This window comes from Brevibacterium aurantiacum (assembly GCF_003932995.1).
GTDB classification, from domain to species: domain Bacteria; phylum Actinomycetota; class Actinomycetes; order Actinomycetales; family Brevibacteriaceae; genus Brevibacterium; species Brevibacterium aurantiacum.
Genome location: NZ_CP025333.1, coordinates 745,390 through 761,191 on the forward strand (window position 1 = coordinate 745,390; position 15,802 = coordinate 761,191).

Annotated in this window: 12 protein-coding genes; 7 read left to right on the top strand and 5 right to left on the bottom strand. The window is 64.6% G+C overall.

What is annotated here, in order from left to right; all coding sequences use genetic code 11:
- Window position 1 precedes the first annotated feature (1 nt).
- Complete coding sequence (locus tag CXR25_RS03380; protein WP_164513937.1) at window positions 2–1,237, bottom strand: threonine/serine exporter family protein; 1,236 nt, start codon at window positions 1,235–1,237, stop codon at window positions 2–4.
- A gap of 76 nt (window positions 1,238–1,313) precedes the next feature.
- Window positions 1,314–2,915: a GMC family oxidoreductase gene (locus CXR25_RS03385; protein WP_101598453.1), complete on the bottom strand. Its 1,602-nt coding sequence runs from the start codon at window positions 2,913–2,915 to the stop codon at window positions 1,314–1,316.
- Window positions 2,916–3,108: 193 nt separating this feature from the next.
- Here CXR25_RS03385 and CXR25_RS03390 point away from each other — a divergent pair, with 193 nt between their 5' ends.
- Entirely contained in the window at window positions 3,109–3,408 is a 300-nt protein-coding gene (locus tag CXR25_RS03390; RefSeq protein WP_009881572.1) for a muconolactone Delta-isomerase, read from the top strand.
- A gap of 63 nt (window positions 3,409–3,471) precedes the next feature.
- Here CXR25_RS03390 and CXR25_RS03395 read toward each other — a convergent pair whose 3' ends face one another.
- Window positions 3,472–4,665, bottom strand: coding sequence for an MFS transporter (locus CXR25_RS03395; protein ID WP_114319535.1), 1,194 nt, complete (start codon window positions 4,663–4,665; stop codon window positions 3,472–3,474).
- 228 nt (window positions 4,666–4,893) lie between these two features.
- Entirely contained in the window at window positions 4,894–6,855 is a 1,962-nt protein-coding gene (locus CXR25_RS03400; RefSeq protein WP_096160359.1) for a primary-amine oxidase, read from the bottom strand.
- 94 nt (window positions 6,856–6,949) lie between these two features.
- Here CXR25_RS03400 and CXR25_RS03405 point away from each other — a divergent pair, with 94 nt between their 5' ends.
- From CXR25_RS03405 to CXR25_RS03420, 4 genes are all read left to right on the top strand, one after another.
- Entirely contained in the window at window positions 6,950–7,555 is a 606-nt protein-coding gene (locus CXR25_RS03405; protein ID WP_125240422.1) for a TetR/AcrR family transcriptional regulator, read from the top strand.
- Window positions 7,556–7,673: 118 nt separating this feature from the next.
- On the top strand, window positions 7,674–8,636 hold the full coding sequence (locus tag CXR25_RS03410; protein WP_226823771.1) for an AraC-like ligand-binding domain-containing protein: 963 nt from the start codon (window positions 7,674–7,676) through the stop codon (window positions 8,634–8,636).
- Between the two features lie 97 nt (window positions 8,637–8,733).
- Window positions 8,734–10,230, top strand: a complete 1,497-nt coding sequence (locus CXR25_RS03415) for an APC family permease (RefSeq protein WP_125240423.1) — start codon at window positions 8,734–8,736, stop codon at window positions 10,228–10,230.
- A gap of 55 nt (window positions 10,231–10,285) precedes the next feature.
- Window positions 10,286–11,701, top strand: a complete 1,416-nt coding sequence (locus CXR25_RS03420) for an aldehyde dehydrogenase family protein (RefSeq protein ID WP_125240424.1) — start codon at window positions 10,286–10,288, stop codon at window positions 11,699–11,701.
- Window positions 11,702–11,816: 115 nt separating this feature from the next.
- Here CXR25_RS03420 and CXR25_RS03425 read toward each other — a convergent pair whose 3' ends face one another.
- Window positions 11,817–12,713 (bottom strand): LysR family transcriptional regulator, encoded by an 897-nt coding sequence (locus CXR25_RS03425; RefSeq protein WP_125187763.1) that lies wholly within the window; start codon window positions 12,711–12,713, stop codon window positions 11,817–11,819.
- 125 nt (window positions 12,714–12,838) lie between these two features.
- On the opposite strand from CXR25_RS03425, the gene CXR25_RS03430 reads away from it, so the two are divergent.
- Together CXR25_RS03430 and CXR25_RS03435 are read left to right on the top strand one after the other, a co-directional pair.
- The gene (locus CXR25_RS03430; protein ID WP_125240425.1) at window positions 12,839–14,551 is read left to right on the top strand and encodes an acyl-CoA dehydrogenase family protein; all 1,713 of its coding nucleotides are present in this window, start codon (window positions 12,839–12,841) and stop codon (window positions 14,549–14,551) included.
- 24 nt (window positions 14,552–14,575) lie between these two features.
- The gene (locus tag CXR25_RS03435) at window positions 14,576–15,802 is read left to right on the top strand and encodes a CaiB/BaiF CoA transferase family protein (RefSeq protein WP_206426728.1); all 1,227 of its coding nucleotides are present in this window, start codon (window positions 14,576–14,578) and stop codon (window positions 15,800–15,802) included.

Here is a 15,802-nt window from a genome sequence, read left to right on the forward strand (position 1 = left end):
CTCAGGCGACGATCTCGTCCTTGGGTTCGACGGTGTGGGCGACGGCTGCGCCGATGACCGTGCCGATGGCGATCGAGAAGAACGTTGCGCCCGCCGCAAGCATGCTGCCCGCGACTCCGCTGCCGTCACCGAACTCGAGCTGAGAGGCGTTGAGCAGGCCGAATGAACCGGGGGCGACGATGAGGAAGGCGGGGACGTAGCTGATTCGCCAGATCGGTCCGCGCGGCAGGCGGGAGAGGATGACGGCCACAAGCGAGGCGGCCAGTGCTCCAGCGAGACCGCCCACTGCGGCCCCGAACTCGGCGCCGATGCCCAGCTGCGCCGTCGCGGCGGCCGCGATGGTGACGATGATCGGCACCGTGTGTTCGAGCGGGGTGTAGAGGTAGAGCATCAATCCGATCGTGGCGCAGAGGACCCCGAGGGCAGAGAGCTGCCAGGCCGAGTCGGCGAGCTGGGAGTTCCGCAGCGCCTCGGCGCCGGTGCCGGTGATCGCGGCCGCACCGGCGACGCCGGCGATGAACATCGCCAGCTGCACCGAGGCCGAGACGAGCCGTGAACTGCCGGCCGAGAGCGCTCCGGCGGAGATCTCCGTCAGCCCGGTGACCACGGCGCTGCCCGGAAGCAGCAGCGCAAGCGTTGCGACGATCGTGCGCAGAGGGCTTTCGAGCCAGTCGAGCCGGTAGCCGATGAGCACGATGACGGAGACGATGAACGCCGAGCTCACCGGCAGCAGCGGATTGAGATTGGGCCACCGGCCGTTGATGGCGAGGACACCGGCGACGATGAGTGAGCCGAAGGCCGCGAAGGCCAGGTTGACCAGGCCGGGCTCGAGCAGCAGACACAGCCCGATGCCGATGGGTACGGCGCCGAGGTGGGAGAGCCACCCGGGCCAGCGCGGCGGTGCCGCGTTAACCTCGAATTCGATCTTTAGTTTGGCGGCCTCGATCGTGAGTCGCCGGGCCCGCAGGGCGTCGACAATGTCGAGCAGCTTCGCCGTCTGGTCGAAGCGCAGGTCGGGGCCGATGCGTTCGAACTTCGTCGAATCCCCGGACCCGGAGGTGAGGAACAGGCCGCGGGGGAGGGCGGCGACGCGGAGTTTTCTGATGCCCATGGTGCGGGCGAGGCCGGTCAGGGCGTCCTCGACGTCGACGGAGGAGATCCCACCCGCAAGCAGCCCGGCCCCGATGGTGACCAGCAGCTCCTGGGCGGCAGCAGGTGAATCGGTGTTCTCGGTCACTGACACACCCCTCTCGTTCGCAGTCCGGCCGACGAGATCGAAGACTACCAGCAGGCGGCCCAGTGGTGGGCTGGCGTCATTTCCCTGGTGCGGTGATCCCCTCGACGGCGGAGCCGACGAGCACGGCTGCCGCGCGCTCGGCGATCATGATCGTCGGCGCATTCGTGTTGCCCGTGGGCACCTGCGGCATGATCGAGGCGTCGGCGATGCGCAGGCCGGTCAGTCCGTGGACCTTGAACGACTGCGGGTCGACGACGGCGGTGTCGTCCTGTCCCATCCGGCAGGTGCCGACCTGGTGGTGGTAGGTCACCACAGATCCCCGGACATATTCTTCGAGATCCTCATCGGCCACCTCGGCGCCGGGGAAGATCTCCGTGGGCTGCCACGATGCCAGGGCATCGGCGCGACCGATCTCCCGGCACTGCTTCACCGAGGCCACGAGGGCGTCGACGTCGGCCTGTTCGGACAGTACGTTCGGGTTGACCAGGGTCGGGTCCTGCGGATTCGGGCCGCTGAGCGTGACCTCGCCACGGGACTCGGGGCGAACGATTCCGCCCTGGAGAGTGAAGCCGTTGTCGGGTCCGGTCTGCACGTTCGGTGCGGAATCCTGGGCATACATCGGCACGGAGAAGAACAGGGGCTGGGTGTCGGGCACCGGAAGATCGGGGTTCGATTTCCAGAACAGATGCACCTCGGCGGGTGCCACCTCACCCATCGGCACGGGCTCGGATCCGGTGGTGAAGATGACGGGGGAGAGCCAGTGATCCTGGAGGTTCTTGCCTACACCCGGCAGGTCGTGGATGGGATCGACTTCGACCTCGCGCAGCTCCTCGGCAGGTCCGATGCCCGAACGCAGGAGCAGTTCCGGTGAGGCCAGCGCGCCCGTGGTGAGGACAACCTCGTCTGCGGTGACCGTGCCCACGCGACCGCGGAAGTCCACCTCAAGACCGGTGACGGTCTTGTCCTCGATGAGAAGCCGACGAGCATGCGTCGAGGTGAGGATCGTGAGATTCCCATCGCCGAGGCGGGGCTTGAGATAGGCGCGCCAGGTGTTCAATCGTTTGCCGTCGCGGACGTTGAGTTGGATCCGGGAGATGCCTTCGACGCTGCCGGAGTTGTAGTCCTGGTTGTAGTCCAGGCCGGTCTGCTGCCCGGCGGCGACCATGTCCTCCTGGATGGGGTTGCGTGGATAGTCGATGCGCACGTCCATGGGGCCGTCGGTTCCGCGGGCCTCGGTGCTCTCGCCGTCATAGTTCTCGATGGCCTTGAACACGGGCAGCACTTCGTCCCAGGACCAGCCGGGGCAGCCGGACTCGACCCACTGCTCGTAGTCCCAGGCGTCTCCGCGGACCCAGATCACGGCGTTGAGGGCGTTCGAGCCGCCGAGGACCTTGCCGCGAGGCAGGTGGATCTTGCGGTTCATCGCGGCCGGCTGCGGAGTCGTGTAATAGTCCCAGTCCTGCTTCGAATGCCAGATCAGGCCCAGGGTGTTGAGGTGATCGATGTTCGGGTTCGTCTCGTCCCCGCCAGCCTCGATGAGGCAGACCTTCTTACCTGCGTCGATGAGCCTGCGGGTGATCACACACCCTGCAGATCCGGCACCGACGACGACATAGTCGAAGTGCTCGTTGGGAAGGTCGGTCGGGCTGACTGCGCTGTCTGCGGTGGTGGCGTTCATGACGCCAGGCTAGTGAGCGGGTTCATGCGGCAACAGGGGAAGAGCGGAACTCTGCACGAACAGACAAGTTTGGACACTGCCGGTGCGTGGAGGGTCAATCAGGCGGACACAATAATGGACTGCCGAACTGTCCATACCGGCAAGGCCCTATAGTGGCCATCGAAACACTCACACAGACGGAGCAGGAGGCGAAATGCTGTTCGTTGCACGCATGGATGTCGTATTTCCAGAATCGATGACCGATGAGACCAAGGCCGAGTTCCAGGTCAAGGAGAAGGCCTATTCCGCCGATCTCCAGGAACGGGGAATCATGAAGGGCATCTGGCGCATCGTCGGCGAGTACTCCAATATCTCGATCTACGATGTCGACGATCTCGACTTCCTGCACGCGACCTTCCAGGGCTTCCCGATGTTCGCCTACATGAACGTCAAGGTCACGCCTCTGGCCAAGCACCCCAACGCGACGACCGACGACTTCTTCCGCCAGCTCTGAGGCTGACTCTGAATCTGCCTCTGAGGCTGCATTCCCGCAGAATTCTCGGAGTCAGGCTCAGACTCAAGGTCGGCGTCGAGCCCGCGCATCGATATAGCTGAGCACCAGGACGACAATGCTCAGCCCAGCCAGTGCTGCTGCGGCGGCGCCGACCGCTGTTCCCAGTGTGCTGGCGGTGGCGAGTGCGCCCATGCCGATTGCGATGGCGGCCTGCAGAATATAGGCGATGAGGTAGAGCAGGGACAGAGTCGAACCACGATGGCGCACCGGCGCGGCCTGGTTGATCACGCCCAGGCCGCCCGTGAAGGCAAATGAGTAGGCGGCTCCGCCGACGAGGCACCAAGCAAAGAACATGCCGAGCGAGCCGAATGCCGCCGCCGCGGCCATCAGCGCCAGGCCGACGAGTGTCAGAAGTGTTCCGACCAGCAGGGCAACGTGCGGTCGAACTCGGGCGAGGAACAGTCCGGTGAGTCCGATCGTTGCCGATGAGCATCCCAGCAGCGCTCCCACCAGTGCTGTGTCCGAAGTGCCTGCGAACTGTCCGATCGTGTGTGCACCCAGCGAGAGGAAAATCGCCCCTGCACAGTAGGCCAGTGACACCGACAGGGTCGCCAGCGAGAAGCTCAGGCGCAGTTCGGGGAGAAGGCGCATCGCTCGAGGCCGCCACTTGTGCGTCAGGGTGGGGCGATCGTCCGGGGTGAGGACGAGTGCGATCACAGCACAGACGGTCAGCGCCAGGAGGAGAATGTAGCTCCAGAACAGAGGCATGGGCGCGAAGCGGGCGAATACTCCACTGAGCACGAGTGCCACGGTGAGCCCGGCCGCGGTGGAGACAGTCGCCAGAGAACTGGCGAATCTGGCATTGCCCGTCGTGTTGTTCTCGACCAAGGACGCTGTCGCGGCACCCATCGCCAATCCTGAACCGGCGCCCTGGAGCACACGTCCCAGGAATAGGAACGAGACGTTCGGGGCGATCGCGAAGGCGATGGCCGACGCCGCGATCAGTCCCACTCCCCAGATCATCACAAGACGGCGGCCGAACTGATCGGAGAGGTTGCCGAACAGGGGGAGGACGACGATCAGCGCAAGCTGGTAGGAGGCGAACACCAGCGTGACGATCGCCGAGCTCAGCCCCCACTTCTGTGCGTAGATCGGGTAGAGGACGCTCGGCGCCCCACTCGACCACAGCACCAGAGCCAGCACCGAGGCGGAGGCCCAGAACGCACCTCTCCTGCCCAGCCTGCCCACGGACGGCATCAGCTATCGGCTCTGAGATGCGAGCACAACGCGGGTCCGTGCATGTCAGAGGGAAGGGGCGTCATCGCAGTGCTCCTGATCAGGCTGGGTGATTGCAGTCTGCTCCCAGTTGTATCAGGACTCCTGCCGCAGCCCGGCTGGTGCTCACGCTTCGTAGACCAGATTTCCCTCGAAATAGGTCTTGAGCACCGTGGTCTCCGCCCATGGCTGCTCAGGATCGCTCATCACTCACCCCTCGCAGCAGTCGCCGTCGGAGTCACCGCAGTGTCCGCCCGAGGCCGGCGCGGGAACATCGAGAACGGGGGAGCGGTCGAAGAATCCTTCGGGTCGCAGCTTGAAGCCGACCGTGTCCACGGGCATGATCGGCCAGTCCTCGATCCGGGGGAAGTGAGTGAGGCCGAAGCTGTGCCACAGCACGATGTCCTCGCCGTCGACATTGCGATCCGCCGCGGTCCATCCGGGCAGGCCCGAATGCCCGGGATGCTGATTCGGGAAATCACCCGTCGGGTAGCGTTCGTCCTCGTGGTACTGCGAGACCCACAGCGCCTTCGACGCAAACGTCGCCCGCCGGTGGATCGAGGAGTCCTCGGCCGCGAGCAGCGTCGGCAGGCCTGTGGGATGGAGCTTGTACCCGACGGGTTCTCCGAGGCGGTTGGTCGACTCCGGGTTCGTCACCACCCAGGTCCGGGCCTTCGACTGGTCCGCATCCCGCTGAGCTGCCAGTTCAGTACCGAGTACGGTGCGTTTGCGGCTGAAGGCATTGCCGCGCGGGTTCGTCTCCGAGGTCGGCAGGCGCACGACGTCCTCCTCTTCGACCCGGCACTTGCCGCCGTCGAGAGCGAAGTCGAGACGTGCCCCGAAGAGGTGTTGGTGGAACGGGGCGCCCAAGCCGGGTGCGATTTCGGAGGCGAAGTCCGTTGATCCGTTCGGCAGGGCCGATGTGAAGACGACGCCGGTGGCTTTGGCCTCGAACTCGATTGTGCCGTCGAGGTAGAGGTACCAGTAGAACCCGTAGTCGTAGTTGCCGACAGTGGTGAAGAAGGAGATGACGAACCGACGGTTGCGCCTGGTGTAGTCCACACCCGACCACAGGTCCGAATGCTTGGCCAGGATCGAGGCGTCCTCCTCGTGCATGCAGATGCCGTTCTTGATCTGCCGGGGCTCGCCGAGGTTGTTCACCACCCACGGAGACAGGTACGTGATGTCGCCCAGGCAGTCACACCCCAACTCGAGCGAGTTCGCCCACTGGCCGACGAGGTATTCGCCCGTGTCGAAGTAGTTCTGCCATGACCGGACCGGTGAGGGATCGCCGTAGGGCACGACCATCTCAGCGATCGCGGCCCGGTCGAGGATCGTGCGGGCGGTCTCGCCGTCGGTGAAGGCGATGTTGTGCAGGATGAGACCTTCGCGCATGTCGAAGCCGACGTCGAAGGACCATTTCTCCCACTCGATGTGGTTGCCCTCGGTCAGCGTGAAGCTCGGGCCCTCCGGCTGCGTGATCTCAATCGGCTTCTGCGTGGTGCGCAGCGGACCGGTGAGCTCGGGATCGGTGTAGTTTCCGTGCTCGGTGGGCACCGGAACATCCTCGAGGTCGAGGATCTGATCGACGCTCCGATTGGTCACATCGACATACGCAACGAGGCCGTCGATCGGGTGTGCCCAGGCCGAATCGGTCTCGTTCGGCTGAAGGAAGGCGAGGCCACGCAGGATTCGTCGGCCCGATTCCTCCGGGTATTCGAAGACGCCGGCCGACAGGGGAGCGACACGGACCTGCTCGACGGGCAGGCCACGTCGGGCGAGGATGGACTGCCACGTCGGGTCCGCGGCGAGGACCTCCTCGACGATCTCGAACTCCTCTTCCATGACCGGGAACTCGCCCTCGGACGTCGAGTCCACCTCCGCGACTGAGTCGACCCGGGCATGCGTTGCGGACACGATGATGTCGCGGGATGTGCCGGCGGACTTGTCGATGACGAGGGCACGGAAACGACGGTCCACCTCGGCGGTGGTGCGCTTCTGACCGCGCACGGGATCGAGCAGGCCGACGTAGGCCATGCGCGCCTCGGCGGGGAAGTGCCCGGCCTCGCGCAGCACCGAGGTCACGCTCGCGATCTCGTCCTGACTCGGCAGTGAGAACGGGGTGAGTTCGGTCCGGGAGGATGGTTCAGCGGGAGTGGAATGGCAGGACATGTGTGCACCTTTGCAACGTGGTATATGTGTGCTGACTCACGTAATAATCTACACTTGTAGAAATTAAAGTCAAGAGTGTTGCACCGGAGGAAGCATGCCCAAGATCGTCGATCACGACCAGCGTCGGCGCGACCTCGTCGTGGCGACCCTGCGGATCATCCTCAGGCAGGGGCTGGCCGGAGCGACGATGCGCGATATCGCCACCGAGGCGGGATTCGCCAACGGTGCGATGAAGTCGTATTTCGCCTCCAAATCCGACCTGCTCGCGGCCACCTACCTCTTCGTCTTCGAGGCCACGAACCGCCGCGTCGAGTTCTCGACCTCGCACCTGCGCGGCATCGCCGCACTGCGCGCCTTCGCCTCCGAGGTCCTGCCGATCACACCCGAACTCCACGACGAGGCCAGGATCGTCCTGTCCTTCTTCGCCGAGGTGGCCCAGAGTCCCGATCATGCCCGCACTACGCGCAAGACCATGACGCAGTGGCGAGCGTGGATCGTGGAGTGGCTCGACCAGGCTCGCGCGGACGGAGAATTGGCCGCCGAGGTGGTCCTTGAGCCTGCGACCGATGTCCTCCTGGCCTATCTGCTCGGTGCGCAGACGACCGCGATGATCGGCGCCGAGAACACCGATTTCGCAGGCTTCCGCACCCAACTCGACTATGTCATCGACCGCATGACGGTCAATGTTCCGAACTCGTGACCAATTGGTCGGTAATTCCAGACCGGCTCGTGACTCCCTGCTCAGTTGGGGATAGAGTGAGCGCCAAGTGATCGCCGACGCAGAGGTCGACGATCGGTCGTTTCTGCAGAGGACGAAGATGTTACTAGAGAGCACAGCGTCTGATTTCGACGGGTGGAAGTCCCTCGTCTCGGACTCATTCGTGCCGCTGGACACGGAACCCCAGCGCCGAGGCGGTTTCCAAGGGACCATCAGCGCCCGCGACTACGATTCCGTCGTCATGTCCCACATCAGTGCGAACCCCCACGCAGTGCTGCGCACACCGAGTCTCATCTCCCGCGAGACGGCAGGGCTGGCCGACGGCACTGCCGCGGCGGCCAATAACTACTACAAGGTCTCCCTCCAGCTCAAGGGCCACGGACTGCTCATTCAGGACGGGCGGGAAGTGTCCCTGGCGCCGGGCTCGCTCGCAATCTATGACACCTCGCGGCCGTACACGCTGAGCTTCGACTGCGACTTCTCCTCCTACGTGATGATGTTTCCAAAGTCGCGGGTGAACCTGCCCACTGACACCGTAGGTCAGCTCACGGCCACCTCGATCGGCGCCGATCATCAGCTCGGCGCCGTTGCCACGCAGATCATCACGCAAGCGGGAGCCATGCTGCCGACGCTGAGCCGATCGATCGGCATTCGCTTGGCCGGCAACGTCGTGGATCTGCTCACCACCGTCATGGCCGATGAACTCGCCGAGGCGGAGGTACCGGGGGAGCGGCAGCGGCTGTGGGTGCAGATCACCGCCTATATCGATGCGAACCTGGCCGATCCGCAGCTCTCACCGTCGACGATTGCCGCCGCGCACTTCATGTCCGTGCGAGCCCTCCACCAGGTCTTCGAAGGCAGCGGTGAGACAGTGTCGGGCGAGATTCGTCGCCGCCGGATCGCTCGCTGCCGGCAGGATCTGGCCGATCCGGCACAGGTGCAGGTGCCGGTTGCCGCCATCGGTGCCCGCTGGGGCTTGGGCGACCCGGCCCATTTCTCGCGACTCTTCCGCAGCGGCGTCGGCCGGCCACCGGCCCAGTACCGCCGCAGCTCGCTGACCTGACTGCGCCGAAAGTCAAGAGTCCTGCCCCCAGAGCCAAGACGCGGCAGGGGGCGATGGGAGAACCTGACGATACAGCCACTATCGCAAGGGGGATCACATGGGCGTGAATCTCAGCACTGGAAGCGAACCTGACAGCGCATCCGACCAGCCAACCACCACGGGCCTCGACTCCCGCCGCATCGGCACCGTCTCTCTCGTCTTCATGATCATTGCCGCCTCGGCGCCGCTGACCGTGGTCGCCGGCGGAGTCCCGAGCAACTTCGCGGTCACCGGTCTCCTGGGCATTCCACTGTCGTTTGTCGTTTTGGGCATCATTCTCGTCCTCTTCGCCATCGGCTACGCGGCGATGAGCCGGCACGTTCACAACGCCGGCGCCTTCTTCGCCTACATCTCCAAAGGCCTGGGCAAGCCGGTCGGGATGGGCGCGGCCATCACCGCGCTCGTCGCCTACAACTCGATGCAGATCGGCATCGCCGGAATGTTCGGCTTCGCCTTCTCGTCCTTCCTCGACTCCATCTTCGGCCTGCAGATCTCCTGGTGGGTCTGCGCGCTCATTGCCTGGGTCATCGTGGGGATCATGGGTGTCCTGCGGGTCGACTTCTCCGCAAAGGTCCTCGGAATCATCGTCGGCACCGAATTCCTCGTCGTCATCATCTACGACATCATCGGTCTCAGCCACAGCCCCGAAGGCGTCACGGCTGGTGGCATGCTTCCCGACCAGCTCTTCGCCCCCGGAGTCGGAGCGGCGCTGGCGTTCTCGATCGCGGCGTTCATGGGCTTCGAATCGGGTGCGATCTACAACGAAGAGGTCAAGGACCCCAAGCGCACGGCAGGGCGAGCGACGATCATCGCGGTGATCATCATCGCCGTCTTCTACGCATTCTCCGCCTGGGCGATGACCGTGGCCGAAGGAACCTCGAACGTCGTCGGGCGATCGCAGGAGTTCGGCCCCGACCTCATGTTCGTCTTCCTCGGCGAACATGCCCCGGTCTGGTTCGTCGACCTCGCAAACCTGCTCTTCCTCACCTCGCTCCTGGCCGCACTCGTGGCCTTCCACAACATCGTGGCCCGCTACTTCTTCGCCCTCGGGCGTGATCGGGTGCTGCCGAGCGTTCTCGCCAGGACCTCGCGTCGTACGGGTGCCCCGATTGCCGGATCTCTGACCCAGTCAGGGCTGGCACTCGTCGTCATCCTCGTCTTCGCCATTGCCGGTGCCGGCAGTGAGGACCCGCTGTTTCCCGTCGTCACCCTCTTCACCTGGCTGACGAATATGGGTGCCTTCGGGCTCGTGCTGCTCATGGCTCTGACTGCGCTGGCCGTCGTCGGATTCCTGCGCTCTCACTCACACGAATATTCGCTGTGGACCAGAGCAATCGCACCTGGTCTCTCAGCGATCGGACTGCTCATCCTCTTCATCTCCATCGTCGTGAACTTCAACGTCCTCATCGGACTTGAAGGTACCTCGGTGCTGTCCTGGCTGCTGCCCGCCATCGTGCTCGTGCCCGGCATCATCGGGACCATCTGGGCACTCGTCCTCCGGTCGAGTCGCCCACAGGTCTATGCAGGCATCGGCACAGGTGGAAGCCTGGGATGAGGCCCCGACTCAACCGACCCGCAATCACTCGATCCACCCTCGAAAAAGGAGAATCATGAGCACCGACCTCACCACCTTCGCCGGACTGCTGTCATCCGTCGATGATCCCAATGGCCGCGAACTGCTCGACCCCGCCACCGGCGAGGTTGTCGGTCGTACCCGTGAAGGCAGCCCCGCCGACATCGACACCGCTGTCGCTGCCGCCCGCAAGGTCCAGTCCGACTGGGCAGCGCGGACCTCTGCCGAACGCAGCGACCTGCTGAACAAGGCCGCCGACGCAATCGAAGCTTCCGCCGAAGCGCTGGCCGAGCTGCTCTCACGCGAACAGGGCAAGCCGCTCAACGGACCCAACGCCCGCTTCGAGGTCGGAGCATGCGCCGCTTGGCTGCGCGCCAACGCCGCCTTCGAACTCGAGCCAGAGGTCCTCGTCGACGATGAGGAGACCCACGCCGAACTCCACTACGCGCCCGTCGGAGTCGTCGGTGCCGTCGGTCCCTGGAACTGGCCGATGATGATCTCGGTCTGGCAGTTCGCGCCCTCGCTGAAGATGGGCAACACCGTCGTCCTCAAGCCCTCCGAGTACACGCCTCTGTCCGTGCAGGCGCTCGTCGCAGTCATCAATCAGGTCCTGCCCGCCGACGTGCTCACCGTCGTTCCCGGCAGCGGCGAGGTCGGTGCGGCCCTGACCTCCCACGCCGACATCGACAAGATCATGTTTACTGGATCGACAAAGACCGGCCAGGCCATCATGCGCTCGGCCGCGGACACCCTGGCCAGGCTGACGCTGGAGCTGGGAGGCAACGACGCAGGAATCGTGCTCGAGAACGCCGATCCTGCCGCCATTGCCGGCGACCTGTTCTGGGGTGCGTTCATCAACACCGGTCAGACCTGTGCGGCGATGAAGCGCCTCTACGTTCCCGAATCCCTCTACGACCAGGTCTGCGAAGCCCTCGTCGAGGTAGCCAAGCAGTCACCGATGGGTGTGGGCCTGGAAGAGGAGAACGGACTCGGACCGCTGCAGAACAAGCAGCAATACGACATCGTCGCCAAACTCGTGCAGGCCGCCAAAGACTCCGGCGCCCGTGTCCTCACCGGCGGCGACCCCGCTGCAGACCAGCCGGGCTACTTCTACCCGACCACGCTGGTGGCCGACATCGACAACGACAACCCGTTGGTCGCCGAGGAGCAGTTCGGCCCCGCCCTGCCGATCATCAAGTACACCGACCTCGAACAGGCCATCGGCTGGGCCAACGAGCTCGAGGTCGGCCTGGGCTCCTCGGTCTGGGGCAGTGATCTCGAGGAGTGCAAGAAGGTCGCTGCTCGCCTGCAGGCAGGATCGACGTGGATCAACAAGCACGGTGCCGTGGATCCGCGCATCCCCTTCGGCGGTGTGAAGAAGTCCGGCTTCGGACTCGAGTTCGGGATCGAAGGCCTCAAGCACGTCAGCGTTCCCCACGTGATCAGCTGGTAACAGCTGCTCTCCCGGCACGGCCGCTCGCAGGCCGGCAGCTGGTCCATTTCCCTGAAACTCCTCGACGTCACTATTTTCACGTGGCGCCGGGGAGTTTTAGTGACGTCGGCGCAAATCAGCTCTCACTCGCCTCGGGCAGGATCTCCTGCACGATCTCGACGACCCGGGCCAGGGCCTTAGAGGGATTGTTGCGGCGCCAACCGAGCGCCAATGTGAACGCATCCCCACCCTCGGCGAGGCGAACATAGGTGACCCCGTCGATGCGGATGTGATTCGAGGACTCGACGACGATCGCGATTCCGACCTGCGCACCCACGAGAGCGAGCAGACTGTAGGGATCCGGTGCCTCCTGCGCGATATGAGGAAGATAGCCCGCCTGATCGGCCAGACGCATCATCGCCTCCCGCACCTGCGAACCGTGCGACGGCGCATATGTGATGAACGGCTGCTCCTTCAGGTCCGCCATCGACACGCTCTCTGCCTCGGCGAGCTCATGGCTGGTGGGGACCGCGACCATGACCCGTTCCTGCCGGATGACGTGGACGGCGATGCCCGCAGGTGCCGGCGGGGAGATGATTCCCATGTCCATCGTCCCGTCGCGAACGGCCAGGGCCGATTCCCCGGAGTAGGTTTGCGGGTGCAACTCCAGGCTGATGCCAGGTTGTCGGTGGGCGACCTCCCTGGCGAGCAGGGACAGGATCGAGTAGCCGCTCGTGCCGCCGAACCCGATCCGCACCCGGCCGACCACACCCTCCTTCGCAGCACGAGCGATGCGACGTGCACCCTCGACCTGCGCTTGGATCGACCGAGCGGGCTCGATCAGCGCCTCACCCGAGGATGTCAGTCGCACCCGACGCGTGGTCCGTTCGAACAGCTGCACGTCGAGGTCCTTCTCAAGCGAGCGGATCATCTGGCTCAATGCCGGTTGGGCGATGTGCAGGGTCTCCGCGGCCCGCCCGAAATGCAGCTCCTGCGCGACGGCGAGGAACGCCGAGAAGTGCCGCAGCTCCATGGTGCTCGCTTTCGTCGTTGACCGGCTCTATCCACTGTCAGCCAAGCATTGATAATGAATTGCAAATAATAACCATGATATTACGTCTTGGACACCGCGTAATACAAGTGGAACAGTAAGGAACCATGAACTACGTCGACCTCGACCCCGCCCTGCAGCCGCTGATCGAGTCCTACCTTGAATCGGCAGATCGAGAGCTGCTCGCCCCGGTGCTCACTGCGCTCGGGGCCGACGCCGCGCAGCGCCTCGCCCCTTTGTCCGACGTCGCGGACAAAAACCCGCCGAGGCTCGAGCAGTTCAACCGCGAAGGCGACCGGGTCGACACCATCGACTACCACCACAGCTACCAGGAGCTGCAGAAGGCCGCCTACGAGGAGTACGGACTCTCCGCACTCTCGCACCGCGGACTCCATGGCTGGGACGACGTGCCACCGCACCTGGTGAAGTACATCCTCTCCTACGTCTTCGTCCAGGCCGAGTTCGGTCTGGCCTGCCCGGTGTCGATGACCGATGCTGCTGCGAGGACCCTGCGGAAGTTCGGCGACGGCGAGCAGATCGCCGAGGCGATCGACCGATTGATCTCGACCGATTCCGACCATCGGTTCACCGGAGCGATGTTCATGACCGAGATCCACGCCGGCACCGACATCGCCCAGACCTCGACGGTGGCCGAACGCGACGGTGAGAACTGGGCACTGTCCGGGCGCAAATGGTTCGCCTCGAACCCGGACGCCGACATCATCCTCACCCTCGCCAGATTCCCCGGCGGCGATGACACCACACGCGGAGTCGGACTGTTCATGCTGCCCAAACACCGCCCGGACGGGACGAAGAACTCCTATGTCATCGACCGGCTCAAGGACAAGCTCGGCACCCGGTCCATGCCCAGCGGCGAAGTCACCCTCAACGGTGCCTATGCCGTCCAGGTAGGGGCGCTCGAGCGCGGATTCCGGCAGATGGCGGAGATGGTCAACACCTCCCGACTGTCCAACGCGATGCGCGCCACCGCCCTCATGCGCCGCTCGATCAACGAGGCGCTCGCCCACGCCCGCCAGCGCGTCGTCTTCGGCAAGGCCCTCATCGAGGCACCCCTGATGCGCATGACTCTGCTGCCGCTGCAGGCCGAAGCCGAGGCAGCGCTCGGGCTCGTCTTCTACGCCGGTGACATGCTCCAGAAGGCCGATGCCGGTGATGCTTCCGCTGCCGCGCAGATCCGCGTCCTCACCCCGCTGGCCAAGCATTACATCTGCAAACGCGCTCGCTTCGTCACCGGTGAGGCGATGGAGGTCCGTGGCGGTCGCGGCTACATCGAAGAATTCCCCGACGCCCGCCTCGTCCGCGACTCCCACCTCGGCTCGATCTGGGAGGGCTCAAGCAACGTCATCGCCCTCGACGTCCTGCGCTGCATCCGCAAACAGAACACGCACCAGCTCCTGGCCGAGACGATGACGCAGAAACTGAACACCATCACCCTCGCCGAGGCGGGCCCTGAGACCCGTGAGCTTCTGACCAGATGGACGGCGATCGTCGACCGCGGTGACGTGATCCTGAGCGCCGAGCCGGATGCTGCTGAGGCGCTCATCGGCGGCTATGCCGATGATCTGGCGCAGCTGATCATGGCTACCCTGCTGCTCGAGCAGGCTGACGCCGAGGTCAGCCGTGACGACAACTTCCGCAAGCTGCTCGTCGCCAGGACCTTCATCGGCAGCAACATCACCGCCGATGAGAATGCCGTGGTCGACACACTCAGTCATTTCGAGAACATCGTTGATGGGCAGGCGGTGCCCCGCAGTGCTGTATCAACCGGGGTCGTCCCCACACCCGCACCCGTGGCCTGAAGTCACAGAACACCGGAGTAAGTCGTGAGAACCACAGAAACAGAATCCACACCCGATACGAGCACCGCGGCAGGTGGGTCCTTCGCAGGCCCTCTCGCCGGCGTGCGCGTCATCGACCTCTCGAAGATCCTCGCCGGACCTTATGCCACGATGTCACTGGCCGACCTCGGCGCCGAGGTCATCAAGGTCGAACACCCCGACGGGGGAGACCCGACTCGTGCCTGGGGTCCACCCATGGTCGGTGCCGATGCCACGTACTTCCACGCAGCGAACCACAGCAAGAAGTCCGTGACGATCGACCTCAAATCCGAACGAGGACAGGCCCAGGTCCACGAACTGTTGGCCGACGCCGATGTTCTCGTCGAGAATTTCCGGCCCGGCAGCTCACTGCAGACGATCTTCGACTACAAGGAACTGGCAGCGAAGTTCCCGCACCTCGTCATCCTCCACATCTCCGCCTACGGAGACCACGGGCCGATGCGCGACGAACCCGGTTATGACATGGTCGCCCAGGCTCGCGGTGGGCTCATGTCTCTGACCGGTGAGGCAGGGGGACCGCCGATGAAGGCCGGGTTCGCCATGGGCGACCTGGGTGCAGGACTGTTCGGAATCATCGGAGTCGTCTCCGCACTCTTCGAACGCAGCCGGACCGGCAAGGGCCAATACCTGACGACCTCGCTCTACGAAGGACAGCTGGCCCTGCACGTCAACTGGGCGACGAACTACTTCGCCGACGGCAAACGCCCACATGCGCTGGGATCCGGGCACCCCAACCTCGTTCCTTACCAGGCTTATCCGGCCGCCGATGACTACTTCGTCATCGCCATCGGCAACGACTCCCTGTGGCAGCGCCTGTGCACCGCCATCGAGCGACCCGACCTCGGCGGCGACGAACGCCTGTCGGCCAACCGCGGTCGAGTCGAGAACCGCGAATACCTCAACGAAGAGCTCTCCCGCACCCTGCGCACGAACACCGTCGAGCACTGGTGCGAGAGGTTCTCGACCACCGAGATCCCCGCAGCACCGATCAAACACCTCGACGAGGTCTATGCCGATCCGCAGACCGAAGCCCTCGGGATGGTCCAGACGGTCGACCATCCCTCCGCCGGACCAATACGGCAGGTGGCATTCCCCGTCAACTTCAACGGAGTCCGCCCACCCGTGCGCTCCGCGCCACCGGAGCTCGGAGCCGATACTCACGACATCCTCGGCGCCACCGACCACCCACACCCAGCCACCACAGGAGCCTGA